Below are 22,920 nucleotides of genomic sequence, written 5' to 3' on the forward strand. Positions count from 1 at the left end.
CCGTGAACGAAGGCGGGGCCGGGACGTCACCGTCCCGGCCCCGCCGTTCTCGCGAGTGGCCTGCTCAGCTGAGCACGATCACCGTGTTGCCGCCCGCCGGAACGGACACCGGCGTGGCGCTCGCCCGGTCGGTGCCGCCCCACCAGCTCCATCCCTCGCTGCCGATCCAGCGGATCTTCACCGTCTGCGGGCCGAGCACCCGGAACGTCGCCCCCTCGGCGAAGTTCTGCTCGGTCCAGCCCGCGCCGGAGATGTCGCCCGCGGCAGCGTTCTCGACCACGATGAAACCGTTGTCGAGCAGGCCCGGGATCTTGACGGTGATCAGGTTGCCCCGGGTCATCTTGTAGTCGTAGGTGGTGGTCTGGCCGGCCGTCACCGTGATCCGCTCGGAGATGAACCGGTTGCCGGTGCCGCCGCTCCACTGGGGAGCGTGGTCCAGCGCCTTGAACAGCAGCGGCCACTGGTACGGCCCGAGGAAGTCGATGGTGTACCGACCGTCCGCGCCGACCTCGACCGAGCCGATCCCGCCGCCGATGTTGAAGCTCTCGTCCAGCGCCCGGACCGTGCCGTACTGGATGGCACCGGTCTTCGTGGTGACCTTGCCGGTGATCGTGCCGGCCCGGTCCATCTTGATCGTCGGCGCGGTGAAGGTCTGCCCGGCGGTGAGGGTGAAGTCGCGCGCCTGACCCTGCAGGCCGGTGCCCCCGTTGGCGCCGAGCCACTGCGCGCCATAACCGGGCGCTTCGGCCGGGAAGGCGAACAGCTGCACCTTGCCCGGGTCCTCGTTCATGGTGACCTTGCCGTCAGCGCCGGTGAGGTCACCGCAGCCGTCCGGCACCGTCGGGTGGGCCGGCTCGATCGTGACGACGCAGACGCCGGCCAGCGGCCGGCCGGTCGCCTTGTCCACGACCTTGACGGTCAACGTGGCCTGCGGGGTCAGCAGCAGCGTGATCGTGGACTGCTGGCCCGCGGTGATGGTGACCGGGACGTCCGCCGACGCGTAACCGCTGGCCCACGAGTTCACCAGGTAGTCCCCGGCCCGCAGGTCGGCGAAGGTGACCACGCCGTTGTCGGTGTCCGCCGAGTGGATGCCGACGTACACCGAGAACGTGTCGATCGCGGCGCCGGTGAGCGCGTTCTTGGCCGTCACCCGCAGGCTGCCGCTGGGCAGCTTGACGTCGTCGACCACGGTGTTCTGGCCGGCCGTGACGGTGACCCGGTCGGCGGAGCCGAAGCTGGTCTTGCCGTGCGCCCACTGGTCGACGCCGTTCCCGCCGTCGAACCGCACCACGTACTGGGCCGTGGGCAGCTCGGGGAAGGAGTAGGCGCCGTCCGCGTCGGTGGTCGTCGAGGCGTCCAGCCAGTTGCCGTCGGCGTACTGCAGGCCGACCTGCACGTCGGCCAGCCCGTTGCCGCCCGCGTCGGTGAAGCGCCCGGAGAGCGACCCGGTCGGCAGCAGCTGCTGGTTCACCGTGCGCACGTTGCCGGCCGTCACCGCGACGGACCCGGCAGCCTGCTCGGTCCACACGTTCGGGTACCACTGCTGCAGGCCGGACTCGCGGGTCACGCGCACCCGCCAGTCGCCGACGAACACGCCGTCGATGAGGTAGGTCCCGTCGGCTTCGGTGCGTGCGCTCGGGCCGTAGCTGCCGTCGGTCCCGAACAGCTGGACTTCGGCGCCGAAGACGGGGCCGCCGTCGACGGCGGTGATCTGGCCGGCCACGCTGCCGGTCGGCAGTTTGGTGTCGTTCACGGTGACCGACTGGCCGACGGCGACGTCGAAGAACGTGCCGTCGCCGTTGTCGCGCTTGCCGTACGCCCACTGGGAGGTGCCGTTGCCGAACTGGAACTGCACCTGGTAGCGGCCGGCGTGCACGCCGAGCGTGTAGTTGCCGTCCGAGGTCCAGGTGGAGGAGCTCAGACCGGTCTCGCTCTGCGCGCTGACCCACGCGCTGAGGCCGTTGCCGTCGGCGTCGGCCAGGCGGCCGGTGATGCTCCCGTACGGGAGCAGGGTCTCGTCGGCGGTGGTGACACCCCCGGCGGTGACCGGGATCTGGGCCGCCTCGTCCCAGGTGCGGGCGTTGTGGGCGTACTGCTCCGGGTGGCCCGCGGCCTGGAACTGAACGACGTACGAGCCGGGCGTCAGCCCGGTGATCTCGTACCGTCCGGTCGCGTCGGTGGTGGCCGAGCCCCATCCGTCGCCGTATGCGTTGACCTGGGCGTCGGCGACGGGTTGGCCGTTGTCGGTGAGGTGTCCGGTGATGGTGCCGGTGTCCGGATCGGCGTGGGCTGGCGCGGCAAATCCCGTGGTGGCGACGGTCGCAGCGAGCAGCACGAGTCCGAGCCGGCGCAGTGTCCTGCGCATGTGGTCCTCGACTGGTGAGAAGGAGGGGTTGAACACAGCGCGGGGAAGTCCCCGTGCGCGACACGGTATCCGTTTTGCTCAAGGCCGTGGGGGCACGGTATTCTTCTGCGTCGGTGGTCATCGGGGAAACCCGCGGACCGCCAAGGAGGCTTCGCCTAGTTCGGTCTATGGCGCCGCACTGCTAATGCGGTTGGGGTCTTAAAGCCCCTCCCGGGTTCGAATCCCGGAGCCTCCGCGCAGGACCACCTGAACGACCGGGAATCCGGCCGTGTATGCTGATCCCGCACCAAGCGCCCGTAGCTCAACGGATAGAGCATCTGACTACGGATCAGAAGGTTAGGGGTTCGAGTCCCTTCGGGCGCACAGAAGCCCCCCTGAGCAGCAATGTTCAGGGGGGCGTTTGCGTTTCCGGCCTGAGGTGCGGGTTTCGTGCGAGGCGGGTGCGCGTGGCCGATCCGGCGCACACGCCGTCGCGCCCGCACCACCGTGGCGGCGCGGGCGTGCAGGCGTCGGAGGGTCAGTCCTTGCGGTTGGGGTCTTTGACGAAGACTCCGTCCCCTTGGCGTCCCTCGATCAGGCCCTCGGCCTTGAGCACCAGCATCGCGCCGCGGACCGAACCGTAGCTGATCTGGTACTCCTCTCGGATCTGGCTGATGGACGGCAGTTTGTCGCCCGGCTTCAGCTCCCCCGAGCGGATCTTCTCGCGGATGGCGTTAGCCAGCCGTTCGTACTTCGCGGTCATACCATCTCCCATGGCTCGCTTCAGTAGTAGATCACCGTCACTCGCCCCGAATCAACTCTTCAGCTGGATATCTAGACATAGTCAACTAGCTCGTTTATGGTGATGGCGGTCTCTCTCCCATGGCTCGCACCCCACGGGAAGAGAGACCGATGGTGTGCCGACTGCTGCGAGGGACGCGTAGGCGGTACGCCGGGCGCGGCGGCCGCATCCGGGTTGGTGTGAGCCGCCGCGCCCTCCATGGGCGCGCCGCCGCGCGGCTGTCCGCAATGGCATGGTCGGATGTCTATATAAGATCCAGTCGGCGTCCGGACCTGGCCATTCGGTCGAGGGAAACCCGCTGCGCACAGCGCCGTTACCAAACCGTTACTGATCGGTAAATCTAGACGGTGTGTGATCGCTGCCACTCGCGAAACGGGCCTCTCGGAAGAAATCCGAGATCACTGATGACGTTGCGTAGTGATCACCGTGTCGGCACACCACCCGCTGTTACTGGTCAGTAGCTTGCCACTTGTGGTCCGCGTCATAAGGCGGAAACATCGTCGGCACCCCGGCGCGGCCTCACCCTGCGCACGGCGAAGACAGACCCCGCAGGCGGAGTGCCGCGGGACGAAACCATCGCGAGGAGGTCCCTGTGAAGGACTCGCAAGGCAATCTGGTACTGGGGCGTACCAGATGGCGGCGCTTCGCCGCCGTGGTGATCCCGGCGACCATCGCGGTCTCCGGCCTGATGGCCGGCGTGGCCAACGGCGCCGTCCCGGTCACCTTCCACGTCTCCGGGCAGACCGCCAAGATCTCGGCGGACGCCCTGGTGGCCAACGGCTTCAGCCAGTACGGCAGCGTGGTCTTCGAGAAGAACGGCACGCCGCACCCGGTGGCGATGTCGGCGATCAAGGACGCGACGCTGACCAACCTGTGCCAGTCGGTGACCACGCCGATCCCGGGCCTGGGCAACGTCACGCTCTTCATCCGGGCCGGCCGTGAGGACGGCGCGCCGGTGAAGGCGAAGGACCTGCTCATCGGCATGGACAGCCTGGCCGGTGACGCGGTGTTCACCAACATCAACATCGGTGCCGACGCTTCCGAGCTGACGGCCGGCGGCACCCACCACGGCCAGGCCGGCCTGTTCGGCCAGGAGGCCGACAAGGCCGAGATCCAGGGCGTGAAGCAGGTCGCACGGCTGACCCAGGCCGGCACGTTCGCGCTGAACGGGCTGTCGCTGACGGTCTCCATGGACAGCACTGGCTGCTTCGCTGACTGAGCTGCTCCCGACCGGGGACGTGTTGGCTAGGCACGTTCCCGGTCACCCGGATTCTTGGAGGCACCCGTGACCCTGTGGCAACGGTTCAGCGCCTGGCGGCGCAGCCGGCCGTTCTGGGGTGGTCTGCTGGCCGCACTGGCCGGCGTGGAGATCATCGCCACCACGAAGATGACCCTGGACGGGGCCACCCTCAGCGTCGGCATCAACGGCTTCCAGGCGCTGCTCATCCCGCTGATGCTGGTGCTGGCCGGGCTGCTGGCCTGGTTCACGCCCGCGCAGCGGATGTTCTACGGGCTGATCGCCGTGTTCGTAGCGATCTACTCACTGCTCGCGGTGAACCTGGGCGGCTGGTTCCTCGGGACGCTGCTCGGCATCGCCGGTGGCGGCCTGATCTTCGCGTGGAACCCGGCCGAGCCGGGCGGCGACGCGGGGGACGGCGGCGAGCCGGAGCCGGACGGCGACCAGCACGCGGACATGGACGGCCTGCTCGACGGGCCGATGACGGACACCCTGCCGCAAGCGGTGAACCCGCTGCGCGACGGTGTGCCCGGCCCCCGGCAGCCCGCCGCCGACGAGACCGTCGTCGACGAGCGCCGGGGCGGCCCGCGCCACGCCGCCATGGTGATCGCCGTGGCGACGCTGGCGACCAGCGCGCTCAGCCTGGTCGTCGCACAGCAGCCCGCGCGTGCCGCGGACTGCGGCACCACCCAGACGGCGGCCCGGACCGGGCCGGTACGCGAGATCATCGGCGGCATCGTCGAGGCGGTCGGCGGCCTGCTCGGCGCCGACCAGGCGTCGCCGAGCGCGTCGCCGTCGGCATCGCCGTCACCGGAGCCGTGCCCTTCCCCGGAGCCGTCACCGACCGGGGGGCCGAAGCCGTCGGCCTCCCCGAAGCCGGAGCCTTCCGGCAGCCCGTCGCCGAGCGGGTCGGCCTCGCCCGACCCGTCCGGCAGCCCCACCCCGTCGCCCGCGCCGACCCTCAAGGCCGCCCGCGGCCAGCAGCCGGTCGCCGAGCGCCCCGCGCTCATGACCGGCAGCCGGGTGACGATGTACGGGCTCACCTTCGACGGGATCGTGGAACTGCCCACGAAGGACGGTGGGACCGTGCGGACCCTCCGGTTCTCCATGGACAAGTCGGACACCAACGACTTCCGGCTGCGGGTGTACGGCAAGGACAGCTGGGTCACCGACATCACCACGCCCAAGCTCACGGTGGAGGGCGACCGGGTGTACTTCTACACCAGCCGGTTCCGGGGCAAGGCCCTCGGCGTGCTGGACGTGGACTACTCGCCGGACGAGCCGCCGCTGCTGACGCCGCCGCTGGTCTTCTTCACCGACCCGGTGATCGACCTGGTGTACGTCGACTCGCCCAAGCTGCGGGCACCCGACATGAAGATCGACGAGCACAAGATCTGAACACAGGGTAAGGCCCCCGGCCGCGGAGCGCTCCGCGGCCGGGGGCCTTCGTCGTGGGTGAGGGTGGATCAGCCGGCGACGACGGTGTCGAGCGCGATCTCGACCATCTGCGAGAACGTCTGCTCGCGCTCCTGCGCCGTGGTGGCCTCGCCGCGCTTGATGTGGTCGCTGACGGTGAGGATGGTCAGCGCCCGCGCGTCGTAGCGGGCCGCGATCGTGTACAGCGCCGCCGACTCCATCTCCACCGCGAGCACGCCGTAGTCGGCGAGGGTGTCGTACAGGTCGGGGCGGTCGGTGTAGAAGGCGTCCGCGGCCAGGATCGGGCCGACGCGCATGGTGATGCCGCGCTGCTCGGCCACCTCGACGGCCTTGCGGAGCAGCTCGAAGTTGGCCACAGGCGCGTAGTCGATCAGGCCGTCGAACCGCATCCGGTTCATGTTCGAGTCGGTGCTCGACCCGATCGCGGCGACCACGTCGCGCAGGTTCAGCGACTCGGCCAGGGCCCCGCAGGAACCCACCCGGATCAGCGTCTTCACGCCGTACTCGTTGATCAGCTCGTGGGCGTAGATGGAGGCCGAGGGCATGCCCATCCCGGAGCCCTGCACCGAGACCCGGGTGCCCTGGTAGGTGCCGGTGAAACCGAACATGTTGCGCACCGTCGAGTAGCACTTGGCGTCCTCGAGGTAGTTCTCCGCGATCCATTTGGCCCGAAGCGGGTCGCCCGGCATGAGGACCCGGTCCGCGATCTCACCAGGCTTGGCGCCGATATGCGTACTCATGACGCGATCTTCCCACGTGGCCGCAGTGCCCCGGCGGCAGATCAGGCCCCGGACGGCCGCACCAGCTCGATCTGCCCGCGCATACCGGCGAACTCGGCCCGCGCCTGCTCGACGGTCGAGGAGTACCAGAGAATCCAGCCGTAGCTCTCCCGGTCGGCCCAGCCGCACGCCGGCAGCACCTTGCCGAGCTCGGCGACCGTCACCGTGCCGCAGGCGGCGCGTCCGCCGAGCGGGCCGGGCGGCACGTCGGCGATGCCGAGCACCGGGAAGCCGGTCTCGCCCATCCCGGCGAACAGGTTGTCGAACGCGACCTCTTCACTCGCGAAGCCACCCACCTGGGCGTACATGAGCAGCCCGTACTCGCCGTCCGCGCCGCGGTAGAAGCTGCCGGTCCGGTGCACCCCCTCCTTGCGGACCAGGTCGGGCAGGGCTTTGAGCAGGGTCTCCATGCCGCGCTCGTCGACGATGCGGGGACGGCCGCCGAGCGTCGGCGGGGCGGTGACCGAGATCTGCCGGGGTTCCGGCTCGGCGAGCACGGACCGGGCCGCCAGCGCCGCCCCCACACCGCCTAGCAGCAGGCCGTCGACCGCGAGCCCCACGATCACAGCGGTGCGCCGGGAACGCGCCGCGGGCGGCGGCTCGGGGGAGCCGGGCAGGGCGGACTCGGGTACAGCGGTCTCAGGCATGGTGCTCTTTCGGGGTGGGTAAAGGAGAACGCCCGGCTGTCCGTGAAGGACTGCCGGGCGTTCTGCCGTTGGCGGTGGCGGAGGGATTTGAACCCTCGGAGGAGTTACCCCCTCACACGCTTTCGAGGCGTGCTCCTTAGGCCGCTCGGACACGCCACCGCCGAAGACTCTACACGAGGGTTCAGCAGGTCCCGAAACCGGTATTGAAGAGCCGGGTCAGGTACTCCCCGTAACCGGCCACGGCCTTCTGCACGGTGGTCCCGTCGTGCAGGAACAGGTAGCCGCGGTCGCCCTCGGTGACCAGCAGCCCGTCGAAGCGGTGGCTGCCCGCGGGCGCGGTCAGCACCTCCGCCTTCGGGTAGGCCGCCCGCGCCTCCTGCACGGTGCTGCCGGTGTGCACGCCCTCCGGGGTGCGCAGCGGCGCGTCGAACCACATCATGACCAGGCGGTCGTCGGCGGCGAAGACGAGATTGCCCTGCGGCATGCCGGTGACCTGCGTGCTGCAGCCGGTGCGTGCCTTGTCCAGGCGGTGTTCGAGTTCGGCGCGCTTGGCGCCGAAGCGCACGTCACGTACGCCCTGCAGGTGCACGATGTCCGGGCCTTGGACCACCGGCGTCGCGCTGACTACCGGCCCCTGTTCCGGGGTGGCGGGGCCCTGTGTCGCCTGGGCACACGCGCCGCCCAGCAGCATGACGGTCGCGAGGGCGAAAGCTCCACGCATGGCTGTCCCCCTAAAGACACCGGCCTGTGAGGCGACTCCCACCGGGGGTGAGGTCGTGCCCTCGACTATACGACTACATTCCGTAACTGCCACTTCACGCTGAGGCTTTCTCGGGTCTGCGGGACGGCATGTTCATTCACTCCTGCGTGCGGCTATGCGGTGCGAATACCTTCGGACAGGCACGAACCGGGCAGCGCATCGCGGGTAAAAAATTTCACGTCTGTCGCCGGGGGAGGCCCGACCTAGGGACAACGGACGGTCGGTTCCGGCCGCTATGGTGTCGGCGCTCACGGGGGTCCGACATCACCCCGTGCGTGTGCTCCGCCCACCACTCACCCCACGAGGACGCATGCGCAGACATCTGCTGCGCCGGGTCGGAATCATGCTGCTCGCCGCGACGGTCGCCACCACGGGACTGGCCGCCGCCGCGCACGCGGACCCCGACACCGGCACGATCACCGGCCGGCTCACCGACGGTGGCCAGCCCGTCGCCAACGCCCACGTCGAGGCCAGTGGCGCCGGCTTCGGCGCGGCCGAGACCGACGCCAACGGCGACTACGTGATCGCCGACCTGCCGCCGGGCAGCGGCTACCAGGTTCGCTTCAACCCGCCAGGCCGACCCTGGCAGTACGCCTACCACACCCCCACCTACGAGAGCGCGGCCGAGTTCACCGTCGCCGCGGGCGCGACCACCGTGGTCAACGACACGCTCATCGCAGTCGGCACGATCACCGGCAGGTTCATCGACGCCGCCGGCAACGGCCTGCCCCACCGCACGGTGACCTTCAGTTCCGAGCCCTCCGGCATCTGGCAGTTCACCGAGACCGACGCGACCGGCGCTTACCAGGCCGTGCTGCCGACGGGTGCATACCGTGTCGCCTTCAAGGTGGGCTCCCAGGACCAGTACGTCCCGGGCAAGCTCGACCACAGCCTGGCGCAGATCTTCTCGCTGGCGGCCGGCCAGACCGTCACCGTCGACGAGACGGAGCTGCCGCTGGGAGCGGTTGCGGGCCGGATCGTCCGGGCCGACGGCACACCGGCGGCCGGCACCGACGTCCTGCTCCGCGGGCCTGATGACGGCTATGCCGGGTACGCCGGCACCGACGCCGACGGCCGGTACCGGATCGACGTGCTCTCCGGCGCGTACCGGGTGATGATCCCGTTCGACTCGGACCACTCAGTCCTGCAGTACGTGCCCGGCAAGCGGCTGGCGGCCGAGGCGCAGCTGTTCACCGTCACCGCGGGCAACGTGACCGCGGTGGACGAGACGCTGCTGCCGACCGGCTCGGCGAGCGGCAGGTTCACCGACGCCGAGGGCAACGGCATGGCCGGAGTGGAGGTGTCGCTCATCGACGAGTACGCGGGCACCTATAGCGGGCGCACGGACGCGAACGGCGACTGGCAGGTCGACGGGCTGCTCGTCGGCGAGTACTCGGCGATGTTCTTCAGCTGGCAGCACAACTTCACCCAGTACGCGTACGGCAAGACGAGCCGCGAGGCGGCGGACGAGTTCACCGTCACGGCGGGACAGAACGTCGTGGTCGACGACTCCCGGCTGGCCACCGGCAGCATCCGGATCACCGCGAAGAACTCCGTCACCGGTGCGCCGGTCGCCGATTTCTACGTGCAGGCCGGCTCGTACTCCACTGACGCGGTGGACGGCGTCGCGACGCTGTCCGAGCTGCCCGTGGGCACCTGGCAGCCGGCCGTCTACGCCTCGGGCTACCAGCCGCTGGAGCAGGTCGCTCCGGTGACCGTGGTGGCCGGGCAGCAGGCCGCGATCGAGCTGACGCTCGTGCCGTACGGCTCGCTGCGGGCCAAGGTCGTCGACGCGGCCACGGGTGCGCCGGTGGCGGGCGTGTGCCTGTTCACGCAGACCAAGACCAAGTTCCGGCTCTTCGAGGGCTGCGCGGGCGAGAGCGGTGCCGACGGCGAGGTCGTGCTCGACGTCGCGGCGGGCACCTACCAGGTGTTCGCGCTGCCCGGCCCGGGCTCGGCGTACGGCGCGCAGTGGGTGGGTCTCACCGGTGGCACCGGCAGCCAGGACCTGGCTCGCAACGTGGTCGTGGCGGCCGGGGAGCGCAAGGACATCCACAAGATCTACATGGATCGCAAGGGCTCCGTCACGGGCGTCGTGACCGGTGCCGACGGTGCGCCGGTGACCAGCGGGACCGTCGCCGTCGTCACCCCCGTGATCGGCGATGCCGGTCAGGGCCGGGTGGCCGTCGACACCCAGGGCCGGTACACGATCGACTTCCTGGGGCCGTACTCGTGGCCGCTGAGCTTCCAGACGTCGACGCACGCGTTCCAGTGGAGCGGGGCCGCCCACCGGCGGCAGAGCGCCATCCTGGTGCCGGTCACCGCGGGGCAGACCACCACGTTCGACCAGCAGCTCGCCCTGGGCGCCCTGGTCAAGGTGACGGCGACCGGCTCACCGGCCGGCGGCTTCGCGGTCGCGTACAACAACAGCAACGGCGACGTGGCCGGCTTCGTCTGGGTCCAGCAGGCCGGCGGCCAGGCGGTCTACCGCGTGATGGGCGGCCAGCAGGTGAAGCTGGAGTTCGCGGGCGGCCTGCCCGGCCAGGGCTGGTACGGCGGGACCGACTTCGACAGCGCCAAGACGGTGTCGATCCCGACGACCGGCGAGAAGGTCGTGGTCTACCCGTACAGCTGACCCGGAAACGCCAGGAGCCCGGATCGTGGTGATCCGGGCTCCTGTACGTTGCTGCTCAGTGAGCGGAGGATACGAGATTCGAACTCGTGAGGGTTTTATCCCAACACGCTTTCCAAGCGTGCGCCCTAGGCCTCTAGGCGAATCCTCCGTCGAGAAGGATACATACCGGGGTCGGAGTCGGCACGTGCACCCCCGCCGGGTACAGTTTGACTTGCCCCCGTGCGGCGGCACCCTGTGAACCTCCCCAGGGCCGGAAGGCAGCAAGGATAAGCAGGCAATACCGGGTGCACGGGGGCCCTTTCATGCCCGCGCACGCCGCTCGCCTTCATGATCAACGCCTGGTGACGGTGGCGGGGACTAGGCTGAGGGCGACATCCGACGGGTGACTGTTAGAGGAGTGCGGCGATGCGGCCGGGTGGACAGCCGAACATGCAGCAGCTGATGAAGCAGGCGCAGAAGATGCAGGCGCAGCTCGCCTCGGCGCAGGCGGCGCTGGCGGAGGCAGAGGTCACCGGCACGGCCGGGGGCGGCCTGGTCACCGTGAAGATGACCGGTTCCGGCGAGTTCCGCAGCATCTCCATCGACCCGAAGGCGGTCGACCCGGACGACGTCGAGACGCTGGAGGACCTGGTGTCCGCCGCGTTCACCAACGCCGCCGACGAGGTGCGCAAGCTGACCGAGCAGAAGATGGGTCCGCTCTCCGCCGGTCTCGGCGGCATGGGCCTCCCCTTCTAGGCCCGGCCGACCGTGTACGAAGGCGCGATCCAGGACCTCATCGACGAGCTCGGCCGGCTGCCCGGAGTGGGGCCGAAGAGCGCCCAGCGCATCGCGTTCCACGTGCTGTCGGCCGATCCGACCGACATCAAGCGGCTGGCCGCCGCGCTGTCCCGGGTCAAGGAGCAGGTGCGCTTCTGCGTGCTCTGCTTCAACGTCGCCGAGGAGGAGCAGTGCCGCATCTGCCGCGACCCGCGGCGGCGTGAGGACGCGCTGTGTGTGGTCGAGGAGCCCAAGGACGTCGTGGCGATCGAGCGGACCAACGAGTTCCGCGGCCGCTACCACGTGCTCGGCGGGGCGATCAATCCGCTGGAGGGCATCGGGCCCGACCACCTGCGCATCCGGGAGCTGATGGCCCGGCTCAGCTCGGGTCAGGTGACCGAGCTGATCCTCGCCACCGACCCGAACACCGAGGGCGAGGCGACGGCGACGTATCTCGCGCTCCTGGTCAAGCCGATGGGCATCACGGTGTCCCGGTTGGCGAGCGGTCTGCCCGTCGGCGGCGACCTCGAATACGCCGACGAGATCACTCTGGGTCGCGCTTTTGAGGGCCGACGGACCCTCTGAGCGGCCCGCCAATCTCGCAAAGATTCGCATAGCTCGATATCTTCTTGGCTTTTACCTGCGATTTTCTTCGTACCTCGCGTCCGTTTTTTATAACGCCCTCATCACGGACCGGCCTGAACTTGGTTACAGGCACCCTGTGAACTTGACGCCGGGCGAACTTGCGAAGAATGCTCTGATCATGCGGTGGCGTGCACCACACTCCACCGCTGTCGCCCTGTCATCCGACCGCCCCCACGGTGGACAGAGGGTCGGGCGGCGCGAATCACGCAGGTAACAACCGAGCGGATGTCGCGCGCGGCGCACCGCCCCCGCCCGTCCGGGCAGACCGGTGCGACGTCGTCGCCTCCGCAGGGAGGCAGCCGGTATATGGCCACGCGAACCGAAACCTCGGCCCCTGAGGGGACCAAGGCACCCGCGAAGGCGATCGAGGGACGCTCCCTCGGCCGCATCGCCTGGACGCGCCTCAAGCGCGACAAGGCGGCCATGGCCGGCGGCGTGGTGGTGATCCTGCTGATCCTGATGGCGGTCTTCGCGCCGCTGATCGTCAGCTGGTTCGGCCACCCCCCGAACGAGTTCCACCAGGACGCCGACCTGCTCGCGGCGGAACTGGGCGGCCTGCCCCGCGGCGACTTCCTGTTCTTCGAGAACAGCGGGATGAGCGGCGACTTCCTCTTCGGGCTGGAGCCGCAGAACGGCCGTGACCTGTTCAGCGAGGTCGTCTACGGCGCCCGGGTGTCGCTGCTGATCGCCTTCCTCGCCACCCTGGTGTCGGTGCTCATCGGCTCCGCCCTCGGCGTGATCGCGGGCTTCTTCGGCGGCATCGTGGACACCGTCATCAGCTTCCTGATGAACGTCTTCCTGGCGTTCCCGCTGCTGCTGTTCGCGATCGCCCTGGTCGGCGTGCTGCCCGACCGGGCGTTCGGGCTGTCCGGCAACTCGCTGCGCATCGCCCTGCTGATCTTCATCATCGGCTTCTTCAACTGGCCGTACATCGCCCGGATCGTGCGCGGGCAGACGCTGTCGCTGCGCGAGCGCGAGTTCGTGGACGCCGCCCGCAGCCTGGGCGCCCGCGGGCCGTACATCATCGTCAAGGAGATGCTGCCGAACCTGGTGGCGCCCATCCTGGTGTACGCCACCCTGCTCATCCCCACGAACATCCTGTTCGAGGCCGCGCTGTCCTTCCTCGGCGTCGGCGTGCAGCGCCAGGTCGTCGGCGAGCCCGGCGTCACCTGGGGCGGCCTGCTGGCCGACGCGGCGCGCAACTCGGTGGTCCACTTCATGTTCTTCCCCGGCATGGCGATCTTCATCACCGTGCTGGCCTTCAACCTCTTCGGCGACGGACTCCGCGACGCGCTCGATCCCAAGAGCAAGCGCTGACCCCAGCCAACGCAACACCACCCACAGCGCGGTTCGAGACACGAACCGTTCCCCCCAGGGAGGAAGTTAGTGAGAAACAAGGGAAGGGTGCTGGCGGCGGCCTCGGCCGTCTTCGCACTCGCGGTGACCGCAGCTTGCGGCTCCGGTGAGGAAACTCCGAAGACCAATGAGGCGAAGCCGGAGTTCAACGCCGCGCTCACCTCGGTGTTCAACCCGTCTGACAAGCCGGGTGGCACGCTCAAGATGGCCATCTCGTCCGACTGGGACTCGGTTGACCCCGGCGACACCTACTACGGCCTCTCCTGGAACCTGCTGCGCCTCTACGGTCGCTCGCTGGTCATGTTCAAGCCCGCGCCGGGCGCTGCCAGCGGCGAGCTCGTCCCGGACCTCGCCGAGACGCTGGGTGTGCCCAGCGACGGCGGCAAGACCTGGACGTACAAGCTGCGGGCCGGCGTCAAGTTCGAGGACGGCACGCCGATCACGGCCAAGGACGTGAAGTACGCGGTCATGCGGTCGATGGACAAGGAGGTGCTGGTCAACGGCTACACCTACTTCAACGACTTCCTGGCGCTCGAGGCCGGCTACAAGGGCCCGTTCAAGGACAAGGCCGCCGACACCAAGGCGATCGAGACCCCGGACGACCAGACCATCGTCTTCCACCTGAAGCAGGCCTTCGGCGGCTTCGACTACTTCGCGATGCTGCCGGCGACCGTGCCGGTGCCGGCCGCGAAGGACACCGGTGTGAAGTACAAGGAGCACGTCGTCGCTTCCGGCCCGTACATGTTCGACAAGTACGAGGCGGGCAAGGGCTTCACGCTCAAGCGCAACCCGAACTGGGACAAGGCGACCGACCCGAACCGCAAGGCTCTGCCGGACGCGTACGACGTCAAGATCGGCCTGAACGCCGACGACATCGACAACCAGCTGATCTCGGGTGACCTGCACGTCGACATCGCGGGTACCGGTGTGCAGCCGGCCGCGCTGCCGAAGGTGCTGCAGGACGCCGACAAGAAGGCGTACGCCGACAACCCGTCGGTCGCCCGCCTCTGGTACACCTCGATCAACCCCAAGGTCGCTCCCTTCGACAAGAAGGAGTGCCGCGAGGCTGTCATGTACGCGATGGACCGCACCTCGTACCAGGCCGCCTTCGGTGGCGAGTTCGCGGGTGGCCAGATCGCTACCAGCATCATGCCGCCGCAGATCCCGGGCTACGCGCCGACCAACGTCTACCCGGCGGGTGCGGACAACAAGGGTGACCTCGAGAAGGCCAAGGCTTCGCTCGAGGCTTGCGGCAAGAAGGACGGCTTCGAGGTGACGATGGGCTTCCGGGCCGAGCGTCCCAAGGAGAAGGCGACCGCCGAGGCGTTCCAGCAGGCGCTGGCCCGCGTGGGCATCAAGGTCACCCTGAAGGGCTTCCCGGTCGGCGACTACTTCTCGCTGTACGCCGGCAAGCCGTCCTACCGCAACAGCCCGTCCACCGGCCTGGGCCTGATGGTCAACGGCTGGGGCGCGGACTGGAACGACGGCTACGGCTTCCTGTCGCAGATCGTGGACAGCCGGGTCATCCGCGAGTCGGGTGGTTCGTCCAACCTCTCCGTCATGATCCCCGAGGTCGACCAGATGATCGACCAGGCGCTGGCCGAGACCGACGTCAAGAAGCGCGAAGCGCTCTGGGCGCAGATCGACAAGCGCGTCATGGAAGAGGCGGTCATCCTGCCGGGTGTCTGGGCCAAGGCTCTGACGCTGCGTGGCAAGGGCGTGACCAACGTGTTCGTCAACGAGGCGTTCGGTCAGTACGACTACCTCTCCATGGGTGTGGCGCAGTAAGCAGCACACCTGCTCCAACCCACCTGGCAATTACCAAAGGTAGGTGAAGGCGCAGGGTGGCCGGTCCGGTCGGGTTCACGCCCGGCCGGACCGGCTGCCCAAGCCGAAATCGTGGTCACTTTCTTCATCCGCCGGACCATCGGCGCGGCGCTGATGCTCTTCGTGGTCAGCATCTCGACATTCCTGATCTTCTTCGGGCTTCCGCGCCTCGCCGGCGCCACGCCCGAGACCTTCGCCGCGCGATACCTCAGCCGAACCGCCGACGCGCACGCCCAGCAGGTGTTCGCCGAGAAGCTGGGTTTCTACGACCCGCTCTGGCTGCAGTACTGGAACTGGATCAAGGCAGTCTTCGTCGGCACCGACTACGACTACGGCACGGGCATCGAGCACTGCGCCGCTCCCTGCTTCGGCTACTCCTTCCGCACCAACCACGCCGTCTGGGACGACCTGGTCGACCGGCTTCCGGTCACCGTCTCGCTGACCGTCGGCGCTTCGATCCTCTGGCTGCTCACCGGTGTCGCGGTCGGCGTGCTGAGCGCGCTGCGCAAGGGCAGCTTCTTCGACCGGGCCGCGATGACGGGCGCGCTGGCGGGTGTGTCGCTGCCGCCGTACTTCACCGGCCTGATGTTCCTGTACTTCTTCAGCTACCAGTTCGACCTGACCGCGCCTGGCGGCACCTACGTCAACTTCACCGACGATCCAGGTGAATGGGCGTACAGCCTGATCCTGCCCTGGATCACGTTGGCGATGCTGAACGCCGCGGCGTACGCCCGGTTCACCCGGGCCGGCATGCTCGACACGATGGGCGAGGACTTCATCCGCACCGCGCGGGCCAAGGGCCTGCATGAGCGGGTGGTGGTCACCAAGCACGGCCTGCGCGCCGCGCTGACCCCCATCATCACGATCTTCGGCCTCGACGTCGGCCTGCTGCTCGGCGGCGCGATCCTCACGGAGAGCACGTTCGGGCTCAAGGGCCTCGGCTACTTCGCCATCGACGCCATCAACAAGCAGGACTTCCCCCAGATCATGGGCGTGACGATGTTCGCGGCGTTCTTCGTCGTCGTCGCCAACCTGATCGTCGATATGCTCTACGCGGTGGTCGACCCGCGGGTGAGGCTGTCATGAACACTGTGATCTCTCCTCGGCAGGATCCCACCGCGCGGCCGTTCCTCGAACTGCGCGACCTGAAGATTCACTTCCCGACCGACGACGGCGTCGTCAAGTCCGTGGACGGGCTGACCTTCTCCCTGGAGCGGGGCAAGACGCTCGGCATCGTGGGCGAGTCGGGCTCCGGCAAGTCGGTGTCCAGCCTGGGCATCCTCGGCATCTACCACCGCGGCAACGCCAAGATGTCGGGCGAGATCTGGCTGGACGGCCAGGAACTGGTCGGCGCGTCGCCGGAGACCGTGCGCGGGCTGCGCGGCAAGCGGATGGCGATGATCTTCCAGGACCCGCTGTCGGCGATGCACCCGTACTACACCGTCGGCGCGCAGATCATCGAGGCGTACCGGGTGCACCACAAGGTGTCCAAGAAGGTCGCCCGCAAGCACGCGATCGACCTGCTGGCCCGGGTCGGCATCCCGCAGCCGGACCGGCGCGTCGACGACTACCCGCACCAGTTCTCCGGCGGCATGCGGCAGCGCGCGATGATCGCGATGGCGCTGTCCTGCGACCCCGAGCTGCTGATCGCCGACGAGCCGACCACGGCCCTCGACGTGACGGTGCAGGCGCAGATCCTCGACCTCATGCGTGACCTGCAGCAGGAGTTCAACTCCGCGCTGATCATCATCACGCACGACCTGGGTGTCACCGCCGAACTCGCCGACGACGTGCTGGTCATGTACGGCGGCAAGTGCATCGAGTACGGCACCGCCACGGAGATCTTCGAGAACCCCGAGCACCCGTACACCTGGGGTCTGCTCGGCTCGATGCCGCGCCTGGACCAGCCGGTCACCGAGCGGCTGCTGCCCATCAAGGGCACCCCGCCGTCGCTGATCAACGTGCCGTCCGGCTGCGCCTTCCACCCGCGCTGCGCCTTCGACGGGCGCACCGGCGGCGCCAGCGACACGGTCGTGCCCGAGCTGCAGCTCACCGGCACCAGCGGCCACCGGGTGCGCTGCCACATGCCCGCGCAGGTGCGTCAGCAGATCTGGCTCAACGAGATCAAGCCGACCCTGGAGGGCACCGGCGGGCTCGCGGTGGCGGACATGTCCGCCCTGCCCTCCGCCTCTGAAGAGCACAGCGAGGAGACAGCATGAGCAACTCGGACAACGCCCTGCTGTCGGTGCGCGGCCTGCAGAAGCACTTTCCGATCCACAAGGGTGTGCTGCGCCGCAAGGTCGGCGCGGTGCAGGCCGTGGACGGGCTCGACTTCGACGTGCTGCCGGGTGAGACGCTCGGCCTGGTCGGTGAGTCGGGCTGCGGCAAGACGACCACCGGTCGGCTGCTGACCAGGCTCATCGAGCCGACCAGCGGCAGCATCACGTTCGAGGGCCGGGACATCTCGCACATGTCGCAGGGGCGGCTCCGTCCGTTCCGGCGCGACCTGCAGATGATCTTCCAGGACCCGTACTCGTCGCTGAACCCCCGGCACACGGTCGGAGCCATCGTCGGCGCGCCGTTCCGGATCCAGGGGGTCAAGACCGAGCTCGGGGTCAAGCGCGAGGTGCAGAAGCTGCTGGAGCTGGTCGGCCTCAACCCCGAGCACTACAACCGCTACCCGCACGAGTTCTCCGGCGGCCAGCGCCAGCGCATCGGCATCGCCCGCACGCTGGCCCTGAAGCCGAAGATGATCATCGCGGACGAGCCGGTGTCGGCGCTGGACGTGTCCATCCAGGCGCAGGTAGTCAACCTGCTGGAGGACCTGCAGACCGAGCTCGGCCTGACCTACGTCGTGATCGCGCACGACCTGTCGGTGGTGCGCCACATCTCCGACCGGGTCGCGGTGATGTATCTGGGCAAGATCGTCGAGATCGCGGACCGGGAGTCGCTGTACAAGGCGCCGCGGCACCCGTACACGGCCGCGCTGCTGTCGGCGGTGCCGGTGCCCGACCCGCGCCGGCGGCAGGGCGACCAGCGGGAGCGCATCCTGCTCACTGGCGACGTGCCCAGCCCGATCAACCCGCCGTCGGGTTGCCGGTTCCGCACCCGATGCTGGAAGGCGCAGGACATCTGCGCCACGACACCGCCACCGCTGGCCCGCCACGGCGACGACGGCCCCGGCCACCTGGCCGCCTGCCACTTCCCGATGGCACTGGGCGAGAAGCGCTGACCCACCCCATGTCGAAGGCCCCGCGGTCCACACCGCGGGGCCTTCGCCGTCTGCCCCGCCCCCACCACCTGCCGCAACTCTTGAAGAGCCGGGCCTCACGCCGGCTCATGACCGCGACTCTTCAAGAGTCGCGGCGGGGGTTGCGCGGTTTCCGGCCCGCGCGGGACGGCGGGCGAGGGCCAGGCGGGGCGGGTCAGTCGAGTTTTTCGAGGTTGAAGCTGCGGCGGAGGGAGTCGACGGCGGCCTGCTCGGTGGTCTGCCGGGCGACGGTCGCGTCGACGATCTCGTCGGTCGGCTCGTCGCCGGGATCGAAGCCCTCGATGGTGCGCGGCGGCGGGCCGTCGTACTCCGGGTCGTAGGGCGGCTCCTCCAGCGGGGGGCCGTCGTCGACGACCGGCGCGCGGCGGCCCGTCTGCTGTGCGGGAGCGGCCGGGGCCGCACCGCCGACGCGGGCCGGGGTCGGCCAGTCGTCGGCGGCGGGTGCGGGCGCGCGGGCCGGGGCGGCGGCCTTCGGCGGCGCACTGCGGGGCGGCGCTGAGGCCGGGGCGGCGGCCGCGGCACGCGACGCGGCACGGGGATCCCCGCCGACCTCGCAGCGCAACTGCCACTTGCCGCCCAGCACCTGGTGCACCGCCTCCATCAGCGGGGCGGGGTCGTTCTCCACCCCGTTCGCATGGATCTTGTGTTTGAACAGCAGCACCAGCGTGTTGCCGTCGATGTCGCGGACCACCGCCTCGCGGGCGAACGCCGCCGCCTTCTTGCTGCTGCGGCCCACCATGCGCACGATCTCGTCCCACGACCGGCGCACCGCGGTGGCATCGTCGGTCCCGCCCGCAGGGGCGCTTGCCGCAGCGGGTGCGGGTGTCCGGGCGGGCTGCGCGGGAGCAGCGGACTCGGGCACGCGGGCCGGTTCGGCCGCGGCCCAGGAGTCGGCCGCCTGGCGGGCAGCACCGTCGGCCTGGGCCGTCGCCGGCTGTCGGACGGGGCCGCCGTCGGGCGAGACCACCCCGGGACGCGAGGCCGTGCCGGGACTCTCGGGCGCTGCGGCCCGAGCGGCTTCGCGGCCGGTGCCCGCCCGGTCGTGTCCGGCGGCGGCGCTGGCCGCTGCGGCCCGCGCGGCCTCGCGGCCCGTGGCAGCCGGAGCGGCGCTCGGCGCGTCGGGAGCGGCGCCGGTGTCGCGCTGGGCATGGCCCGGCTCGGCCTGGGCGCGGGCCGGGGTGTCGGTGGCCGGGCGGGCGGCCGCGCCGGGCACGAAGCCGGTCTCCAGCCGCTCCAGGCGCTGGAGCAGGGCGGCGCCCGACTCGTCGGCGGCGGGCAGCAGCATGCGGGCCGCGATCAGTTCGAGCAGCAGCCGTGGCGAGGTCGCGCCGCGCATCTCCACCAGGCCGTTGGCCACGATGTCCGCGCAGCGGGACAGGGTCGCCGAGCCGAGCTGGGTCGCCTGCGCCTGCATCCGCGTGAGCTGCTCCTCCGGCACGTCGATCAGGCCCTTGGCGGCGGCGTCCGGCACCTGCCGCAGGATGATCAGATCACGCAGCCGTTCCAGCAGGTCGTTGGCGTATCGGCGGGAGTCGTGGCCGGCCTCGGCGACCCGGTCGATGGCCCCGAACGCGGCCGCGCCGTCGCTCGCGGCCAGCGCGTCGACCATCTCGTCGATGAGCGCATTGTCGGTGACCCCGAGCAGCGCCACCGCGCGGGCGTAGGTCACCCCGTCCGGGCCGGAGCCCGCGATGAGCTGGTCGAGCACGGAGAGGCTGTCCCGGGCCGAACCACCGCCCGCCCGCACCACCAGCGGCAGCACCAGCGGCTCCACCGCGACGCCCTCGAGCTGGCAGAGCTGCTCCAGGTACGGGCGGAGCGCGCTCGGCGGGATGAGGCGGAACGGGTAGTGGTGGGTGCGCGAGCGGATGGTGCCGAGCACCTTCTCCGGCTCGGTGGTGGCGAAGATGAACTTGACGTAGTCCGGCGGCTCCTCGACGAGCTTCAGCAGCGCGTTGAAGCCGGCCGACGAGACCATGTGCGCCTCGTCGATGATGTAGATCTTGTAGCGGCTGATCGCGGGCGCGAAGAAAGCGCGCTCGCGCAGCTCGCGGGCGTCGTCGACACCGCCGTGGCTGGCCGCGTCGATCTCGATCACGTCGATCGAGCCCGCGCCGTCGGGTGCCAGCGCCTTGCACGACTCGCACTCGCCGCACGGCTCGGGGGTCGGGCCCTGGGTGCAGTTCAGCGAGCGGGCCAGGATGCGCGCGCTGGAGGTCTTGCCGCAGCCGCGGGGGCCGGAGAAGAGGTAGGCGTGGTTCAGCCGACCGCTCTTGAGCGCCTGGATGAGCGGCTCGGTGACATGGTCCTGGCCGATCACCTCGGCGAAGGTGCGAGGCCGGTACCTGCGATACAGCGCCAGCGCCACGGGGCGTACACCTCCTACGAACGTCGCCCGCTACCGTACCGCGCAGGTCTGACCATCGCCCTGCTGGACCGGCGCGCGCTGTGGGGGTGCTGGGCGATATGTCACCGCTGTCCGGGCCGATTCCGAACAACGGTTCGGTATCACTTGCCCGCTCGCCCGTGCGGCCACACATCGACGGCCGTTAGGGTCGGCCCAGGGTGACCCTGTGTCGTCGAGTAATCACGCAAATAGGACAGAGGTGGCCGCGATGCGCGCGCGACGGTGGCGGATCTGGTCGGCGACGGCCACGGCGGCGGCGCTGCTGCTCGCCGCCGGCTGCACCGACGACGACGGCGACCCGGCAGCCCCGGCGTCGAGCGCGCCCCCCGCCGTGAGCACCGAGGACACCCTGGTCTTCGCCATGGGCCAGATCCGCATCCTGGACCCGGCGCTGTCGCCCGACGCGGAGTCGCTACGCATCACGAGGCAGGTGCTGGAAACCCTGGTCCAGGCCGAGCCCGGGGCCGCAGTGGCCGCCCCGGGCCTGGCGGAGAGCTTCTCCGTCGACGGCACGGGCACGGTCTGGACCTTCCGCCTCCGGCAGGGTGTGAAGTTCCACGACGGCACCGCCCTCGACGCCGCAGCGGTCTGCGCCAACTTCGACCGCTGGCACCGCTTCCCGGCCGCGCTGCAGGCGGGCGACATCAGCGCGGCCTGGCAGGCGGTCTTCGGCGGCTTCGCCAAGAACGCGTCGAGCCGGCTCGGGGCGAGCCTGTTCAAGTCGTGCACGGCCGCCGACCCGGCCACCGCCCAGATCGCGCTCACTCGGCCGAGCAGCCGCTTCCCGGCCGCCTTCACCCTGCCGTCGTTCGCCATCTCCAGCCCGAAGGCGCTGCGCGAGCAGCAGGCGGACAAGCCCGTCGCGGGCAGCCGCTACCCGGCGTACGGGAACAGCCCGGTCGGCACCGGGCCCTACCGCTTCGTGTCCTGGGACAAAGCGGGGCGCAAGGTGGAGCTGGAGGCGTTCGACGGTTACCACGGCACCGCCGCCAAGGTGAAGCACCTGGTCTTCCAGACCGTCGAGGCGGGGCGGCGCAAGCAGGCGCTGCTCGACGGAAAGATCGACGGATACGACCTGGTCGCGTTCGAGGATCGCAAGCCGCTCGCCGAGCAGGGCTTCCACGTGCTGACCCGCCCCGCGTTCAACACGCTCTACCTGGGCATCAACCAGAGCGGCAACCCGGCCCTGGCCAAGCCCGAGGTGCGCCAGGCGATCGCGTACGCCGTCGACCGGCAGCGCCTGCTCGCCGAGGCGTTTCCGGAGGGCGCCAAGCTCGCGTTGAACTTCCACCCCGAGCTGCTCCCCGGCTGGAACCCCGACGTCGCGGCCTACCCGCACGATCCGGCGAAGGCGAAGGAGCTGCTGGCAGCCGCGGGCTACGGCAGCGGGCTGAAACTGCGCTTCCACTACCCACGCGACGTGACCCGGCCGTACCTGCCCGACCCGAAGAAGATCTTCGAGCTGCTCGCCGCCGACCTGCGCGCGGCCGGGATCGAGGTCGAGGGGATCGAGCAGCGGTGGACGCCCGCCTACCTCAACACGGTGTCCAAGGGCAAGGCCCATGACCTGCACCTGTACGGCGTGACCGGCAACTACGGCGAGGCCTACGACTTCATGGGCCAGCTGTTCGCCAAGCCCACCGCCGAGTTCGGGTTCACCGACGCCGACCTGTTCGCCCGGCTCAAGGAGGTCGACGGGATCGGCGACCCGGTCCGGCGCCGCCCGCTGTACGAGCAGCTGAACGCGCGGCTGCTGGAGCTGCTGCCCGCCGTGCCGCTGGTGCACGGGCCGGACGCGCTGGTGCTGGACAAGAACCTGACCGGGATCACGCCGAGCCCGCTCACCGACGAGGACTTCGCCGCCGCGCTGTTCACCTGAGCCTGGCCGGGTTGGCCCCCTCGCGGGAACGTCGCGTGTCGCATCGGGCGTAATGTCCGCTTATCGACTGATACGCGGTAGCCTGCCACCTTGCCAAAGCAAATCGACCCGCGTCGTGCGGGCCGCGCAACGCGCCCG

At 69.8% G+C, this 22,920-nt stretch carries 17 protein-coding genes, 4 tRNA genes and 1 other RNA gene; 14 read left to right on the forward strand and 8 right to left on the reverse strand.

The features are described 5' to 3' along the window. Positions 1–64: 64 nt before the first annotated feature. Complete coding sequence (locus AB0B35_RS18215; protein ID WP_361046595.1) at positions 65–2,365, reverse strand: carboxypeptidase-like regulatory domain-containing protein; 2,301 nt, start codon at positions 2,363–2,365, stop codon at positions 65–67. 144 nt (positions 2,366–2,509) lie between these two features. Here AB0B35_RS18215 and AB0B35_RS18220 point away from each other — a divergent pair. Both AB0B35_RS18220 and AB0B35_RS18225 read left to right on the forward strand, forming a co-directional pair. Continuing rightward, positions 2,510–2,600, forward strand: a tRNA-Ser gene (locus AB0B35_RS18220). Positions 2,601–2,655: 55 nt separating this feature from the next. Beyond that, positions 2,656–2,728: transfer RNA gene (locus AB0B35_RS18225), tRNA-Arg, on the forward strand. 154 nt (positions 2,729–2,882) lie between these two features. Here AB0B35_RS18225 and AB0B35_RS18230 read toward each other — a convergent pair. Then, complete coding sequence (locus AB0B35_RS18230) at positions 2,883–3,107, reverse strand: winged helix-turn-helix domain-containing protein (protein ID WP_144119775.1); 225 nt, start codon at positions 3,105–3,107, stop codon at positions 2,883–2,885. A gap of 631 nt (positions 3,108–3,738) precedes the next feature. Between AB0B35_RS18230 and AB0B35_RS18235 the strand changes: the two genes are divergently transcribed. After that, a complete protein-coding gene (locus tag AB0B35_RS18235) occupies positions 3,739–4,365 on the forward strand; it encodes a DUF6230 family protein (protein WP_361046598.1) in 627 nt (208 codons plus the stop codon). 66 nt (positions 4,366–4,431) lie between these two features. Continuing rightward, positions 4,432–5,781 carry a DUF6114 domain-containing protein gene (locus AB0B35_RS18240; RefSeq protein ID WP_361046601.1) on the forward strand — a complete coding sequence of 450 codons (1,350 nt, stop codon included), beginning with the start codon at positions 4,432–4,434 and terminating at the stop codon, positions 5,779–5,781. Positions 5,782–5,849: 68 nt separating this feature from the next. Here the strand turns inward: AB0B35_RS18240 and deoD are convergent, their stop codons facing one another. The 4 genes from deoD to AB0B35_RS18260 form a co-directional block, all read right to left on the reverse strand. After that, the gene (deoD, locus tag AB0B35_RS18245; protein WP_203698501.1) at positions 5,850–6,560 is read right to left on the reverse strand and encodes a purine-nucleoside phosphorylase; all 711 of its coding nucleotides are present in this window, start codon (positions 6,558–6,560) and stop codon (positions 5,850–5,852) included. A 41-nt stretch (positions 6,561–6,601) separates the two neighbouring features. Further along, the gene (locus tag AB0B35_RS18250; protein WP_361046604.1) at positions 6,602–7,246 is read right to left on the reverse strand and encodes a hypothetical protein; all 645 of its coding nucleotides are present in this window, start codon (positions 7,244–7,246) and stop codon (positions 6,602–6,604) included. A gap of 69 nt (positions 7,247–7,315) precedes the next feature. After that, a tRNA-Ser gene (locus tag AB0B35_RS18255) sits at positions 7,316–7,405 on the reverse strand. A gap of 22 nt (positions 7,406–7,427) precedes the next feature. Then, complete coding sequence (locus AB0B35_RS18260; RefSeq protein WP_361046607.1) at positions 7,428–7,967, reverse strand: hypothetical protein; 540 nt, start codon at positions 7,965–7,967, stop codon at positions 7,428–7,430. 349 nt (positions 7,968–8,316) lie between these two features. Here AB0B35_RS18260 and AB0B35_RS18265 point away from each other — a divergent pair, with 349 nt between their 5' ends. Next, positions 8,317–10,641, forward strand: coding sequence for a carboxypeptidase regulatory-like domain-containing protein (locus tag AB0B35_RS18265; RefSeq protein ID WP_361046610.1), 2,325 nt, complete (start codon positions 8,317–8,319; stop codon positions 10,639–10,641). Positions 10,642–10,704: 63 nt separating this feature from the next. On the opposite strand, the gene AB0B35_RS18270 is transcribed toward AB0B35_RS18265, so the two are convergent. Beyond that, positions 10,705–10,789: transfer RNA gene (locus tag AB0B35_RS18270), tRNA-Ser, on the reverse strand. A gap of 60 nt (positions 10,790–10,849) precedes the next feature. Here AB0B35_RS18270 and ffs point away from each other — a divergent pair. The 8 genes from ffs to AB0B35_RS18310 all read left to right on the forward strand — a co-directional run bounded on the left by ffs (position 10,850) and on the right by AB0B35_RS18310 (position 18,457). After that, positions 10,850–10,945: signal recognition particle sRNA small type (ffs, locus tag AB0B35_RS18275), an RNA gene on the forward strand. A gap of 125 nt (positions 10,946–11,070) precedes the next feature. Beyond that, positions 11,071–11,376 carry a YbaB/EbfC family nucleoid-associated protein gene (locus AB0B35_RS18280; RefSeq protein WP_361046663.1) on the forward strand — a complete coding sequence of 102 codons (306 nt, stop codon included), beginning with the start codon at positions 11,071–11,073 and terminating at the stop codon, positions 11,374–11,376. A 12-nt stretch (positions 11,377–11,388) separates the two neighbouring features. Continuing rightward, a complete protein-coding gene (gene recR, locus AB0B35_RS18285) occupies positions 11,389–11,982 on the forward strand; it encodes a recombination mediator RecR (RefSeq protein WP_360523815.1) in 594 nt (197 codons plus the stop codon). A gap of 366 nt (positions 11,983–12,348) precedes the next feature. Next, the gene (locus AB0B35_RS18290; RefSeq protein WP_361046612.1) at positions 12,349–13,359 is read left to right on the forward strand and encodes an ABC transporter permease; all 1,011 of its coding nucleotides are present in this window, start codon (positions 12,349–12,351) and stop codon (positions 13,357–13,359) included. Between the two features lie 69 nt (positions 13,360–13,428). Continuing rightward, positions 13,429–15,186, forward strand: coding sequence for an ABC transporter substrate-binding protein (locus tag AB0B35_RS18295; protein WP_361046615.1), 1,758 nt, complete (start codon positions 13,429–13,431; stop codon positions 15,184–15,186). A gap of 111 nt (positions 15,187–15,297) precedes the next feature. Further along, positions 15,298–16,311 carry an ABC transporter permease gene (locus AB0B35_RS18300; RefSeq protein WP_203698492.1) on the forward strand — a complete coding sequence of 338 codons (1,014 nt, stop codon included), beginning with the start codon at positions 15,298–15,300 and terminating at the stop codon, positions 16,309–16,311. Next, positions 16,308–17,444 (forward strand): ABC transporter ATP-binding protein, encoded by a 1,137-nt coding sequence (locus AB0B35_RS18305; protein WP_361046618.1) that lies wholly within the window; start codon positions 16,308–16,310, stop codon positions 17,442–17,444. The genes AB0B35_RS18300 and AB0B35_RS18305 overlap by 4 nt, the downstream gene beginning before the upstream one ends. Continuing rightward, entirely contained in the window at positions 17,441–18,457 is a 1,017-nt protein-coding gene (locus AB0B35_RS18310; protein ID WP_361046620.1) for an ABC transporter ATP-binding protein, read from the forward strand. Before AB0B35_RS18305 ends, AB0B35_RS18310 begins: the two co-directional genes overlap by 4 nt. A 193-nt stretch (positions 18,458–18,650) precedes the next feature. Here AB0B35_RS18310 and AB0B35_RS18315 read toward each other — a convergent pair whose 3' ends face one another. Further along, complete coding sequence (locus AB0B35_RS18315) at positions 18,651–20,864, reverse strand: DNA polymerase III subunit gamma and tau (RefSeq protein ID WP_361046623.1); 2,214 nt, start codon at positions 20,862–20,864, stop codon at positions 18,651–18,653. A gap of 247 nt (positions 20,865–21,111) precedes the next feature. Between AB0B35_RS18315 and AB0B35_RS18320 the strand changes: the two genes are divergently transcribed. Further along, positions 21,112–22,782, forward strand: a complete 1,671-nt coding sequence (locus AB0B35_RS18320; protein WP_361046625.1) for an ABC transporter substrate-binding protein — start codon at positions 21,112–21,114, stop codon at positions 22,780–22,782. Positions 22,783–22,920: the final 138 nt, after the last annotated feature.

Origin of the sequence: Catellatospora sp. NPDC049133 (genome assembly GCF_040648455.1) — a bacterium.
Classification (GTDB): domain Bacteria; phylum Actinomycetota; class Actinomycetes; order Mycobacteriales; family Micromonosporaceae; genus Catellatospora; species Catellatospora aurea.

What these genes read in the sequence shown, in the direction of transcription:
- AB0B35_RS18230 (WP_144119775.1), bottom strand. Translation starts at nt 3,107, where the DNA reads ATGACCGCGAAGTACGAACGGCTGGCTAACGCCATCCGCGAGAAGATC.
- AB0B35_RS18265 (WP_361046610.1), top strand. Translation starts at nt 8,317, where the DNA reads ATGCGCAGACATCTGCTGCGCCGGGTCGGAATCATGCTGCTCGCCGCG.
- AB0B35_RS18320 (WP_361046625.1), top strand. Translation starts at nt 21,112, where the DNA reads ATGCGCGCGCGACGGTGGCGGATCTGGTCGGCGACGGCCACGGCGGCG.
- AB0B35_RS18310 (WP_361046620.1), top strand. Translation starts at nt 17,441, where the DNA reads ATGAGCAACTCGGACAACGCCCTGCTGTCGGTGCGCGGCCTGCAGAAG.
- AB0B35_RS18260 (WP_361046607.1), bottom strand. Translation starts at nt 7,967, where the DNA reads ATGCGTGGAGCTTTCGCCCTCGCGACCGTCATGCTGCTGGGCGGCGCG.
- AB0B35_RS18290 (WP_361046612.1), top strand. Translation starts at nt 12,349, where the DNA reads ATGGCCACGCGAACCGAAACCTCGGCCCCTGAGGGGACCAAGGCACCC.
- AB0B35_RS18250 (WP_361046604.1), bottom strand. Translation starts at nt 7,246, where the DNA reads ATGCCTGAGACCGCTGTACCCGAGTCCGCCCTGCCCGGCTCCCCCGAG.
- AB0B35_RS18280 (WP_361046663.1), top strand. Translation starts at nt 11,071, where the DNA reads ATGCAGCAGCTGATGAAGCAGGCGCAGAAGATGCAGGCGCAGCTCGCC.
- AB0B35_RS18305 (WP_361046618.1), top strand. Translation starts at nt 16,308, where the DNA reads ATGAACACTGTGATCTCTCCTCGGCAGGATCCCACCGCGCGGCCGTTC.
- AB0B35_RS18215 (WP_361046595.1), bottom strand. Translation starts at nt 2,365, where the DNA reads ATGCGCAGGACACTGCGCCGGCTCGGACTCGTGCTGCTCGCTGCGACC.
- deoD (WP_203698501.1), bottom strand. Translation starts at nt 6,560, where the DNA reads ATGAGTACGCATATCGGCGCCAAGCCTGGTGAGATCGCGGACCGGGTC.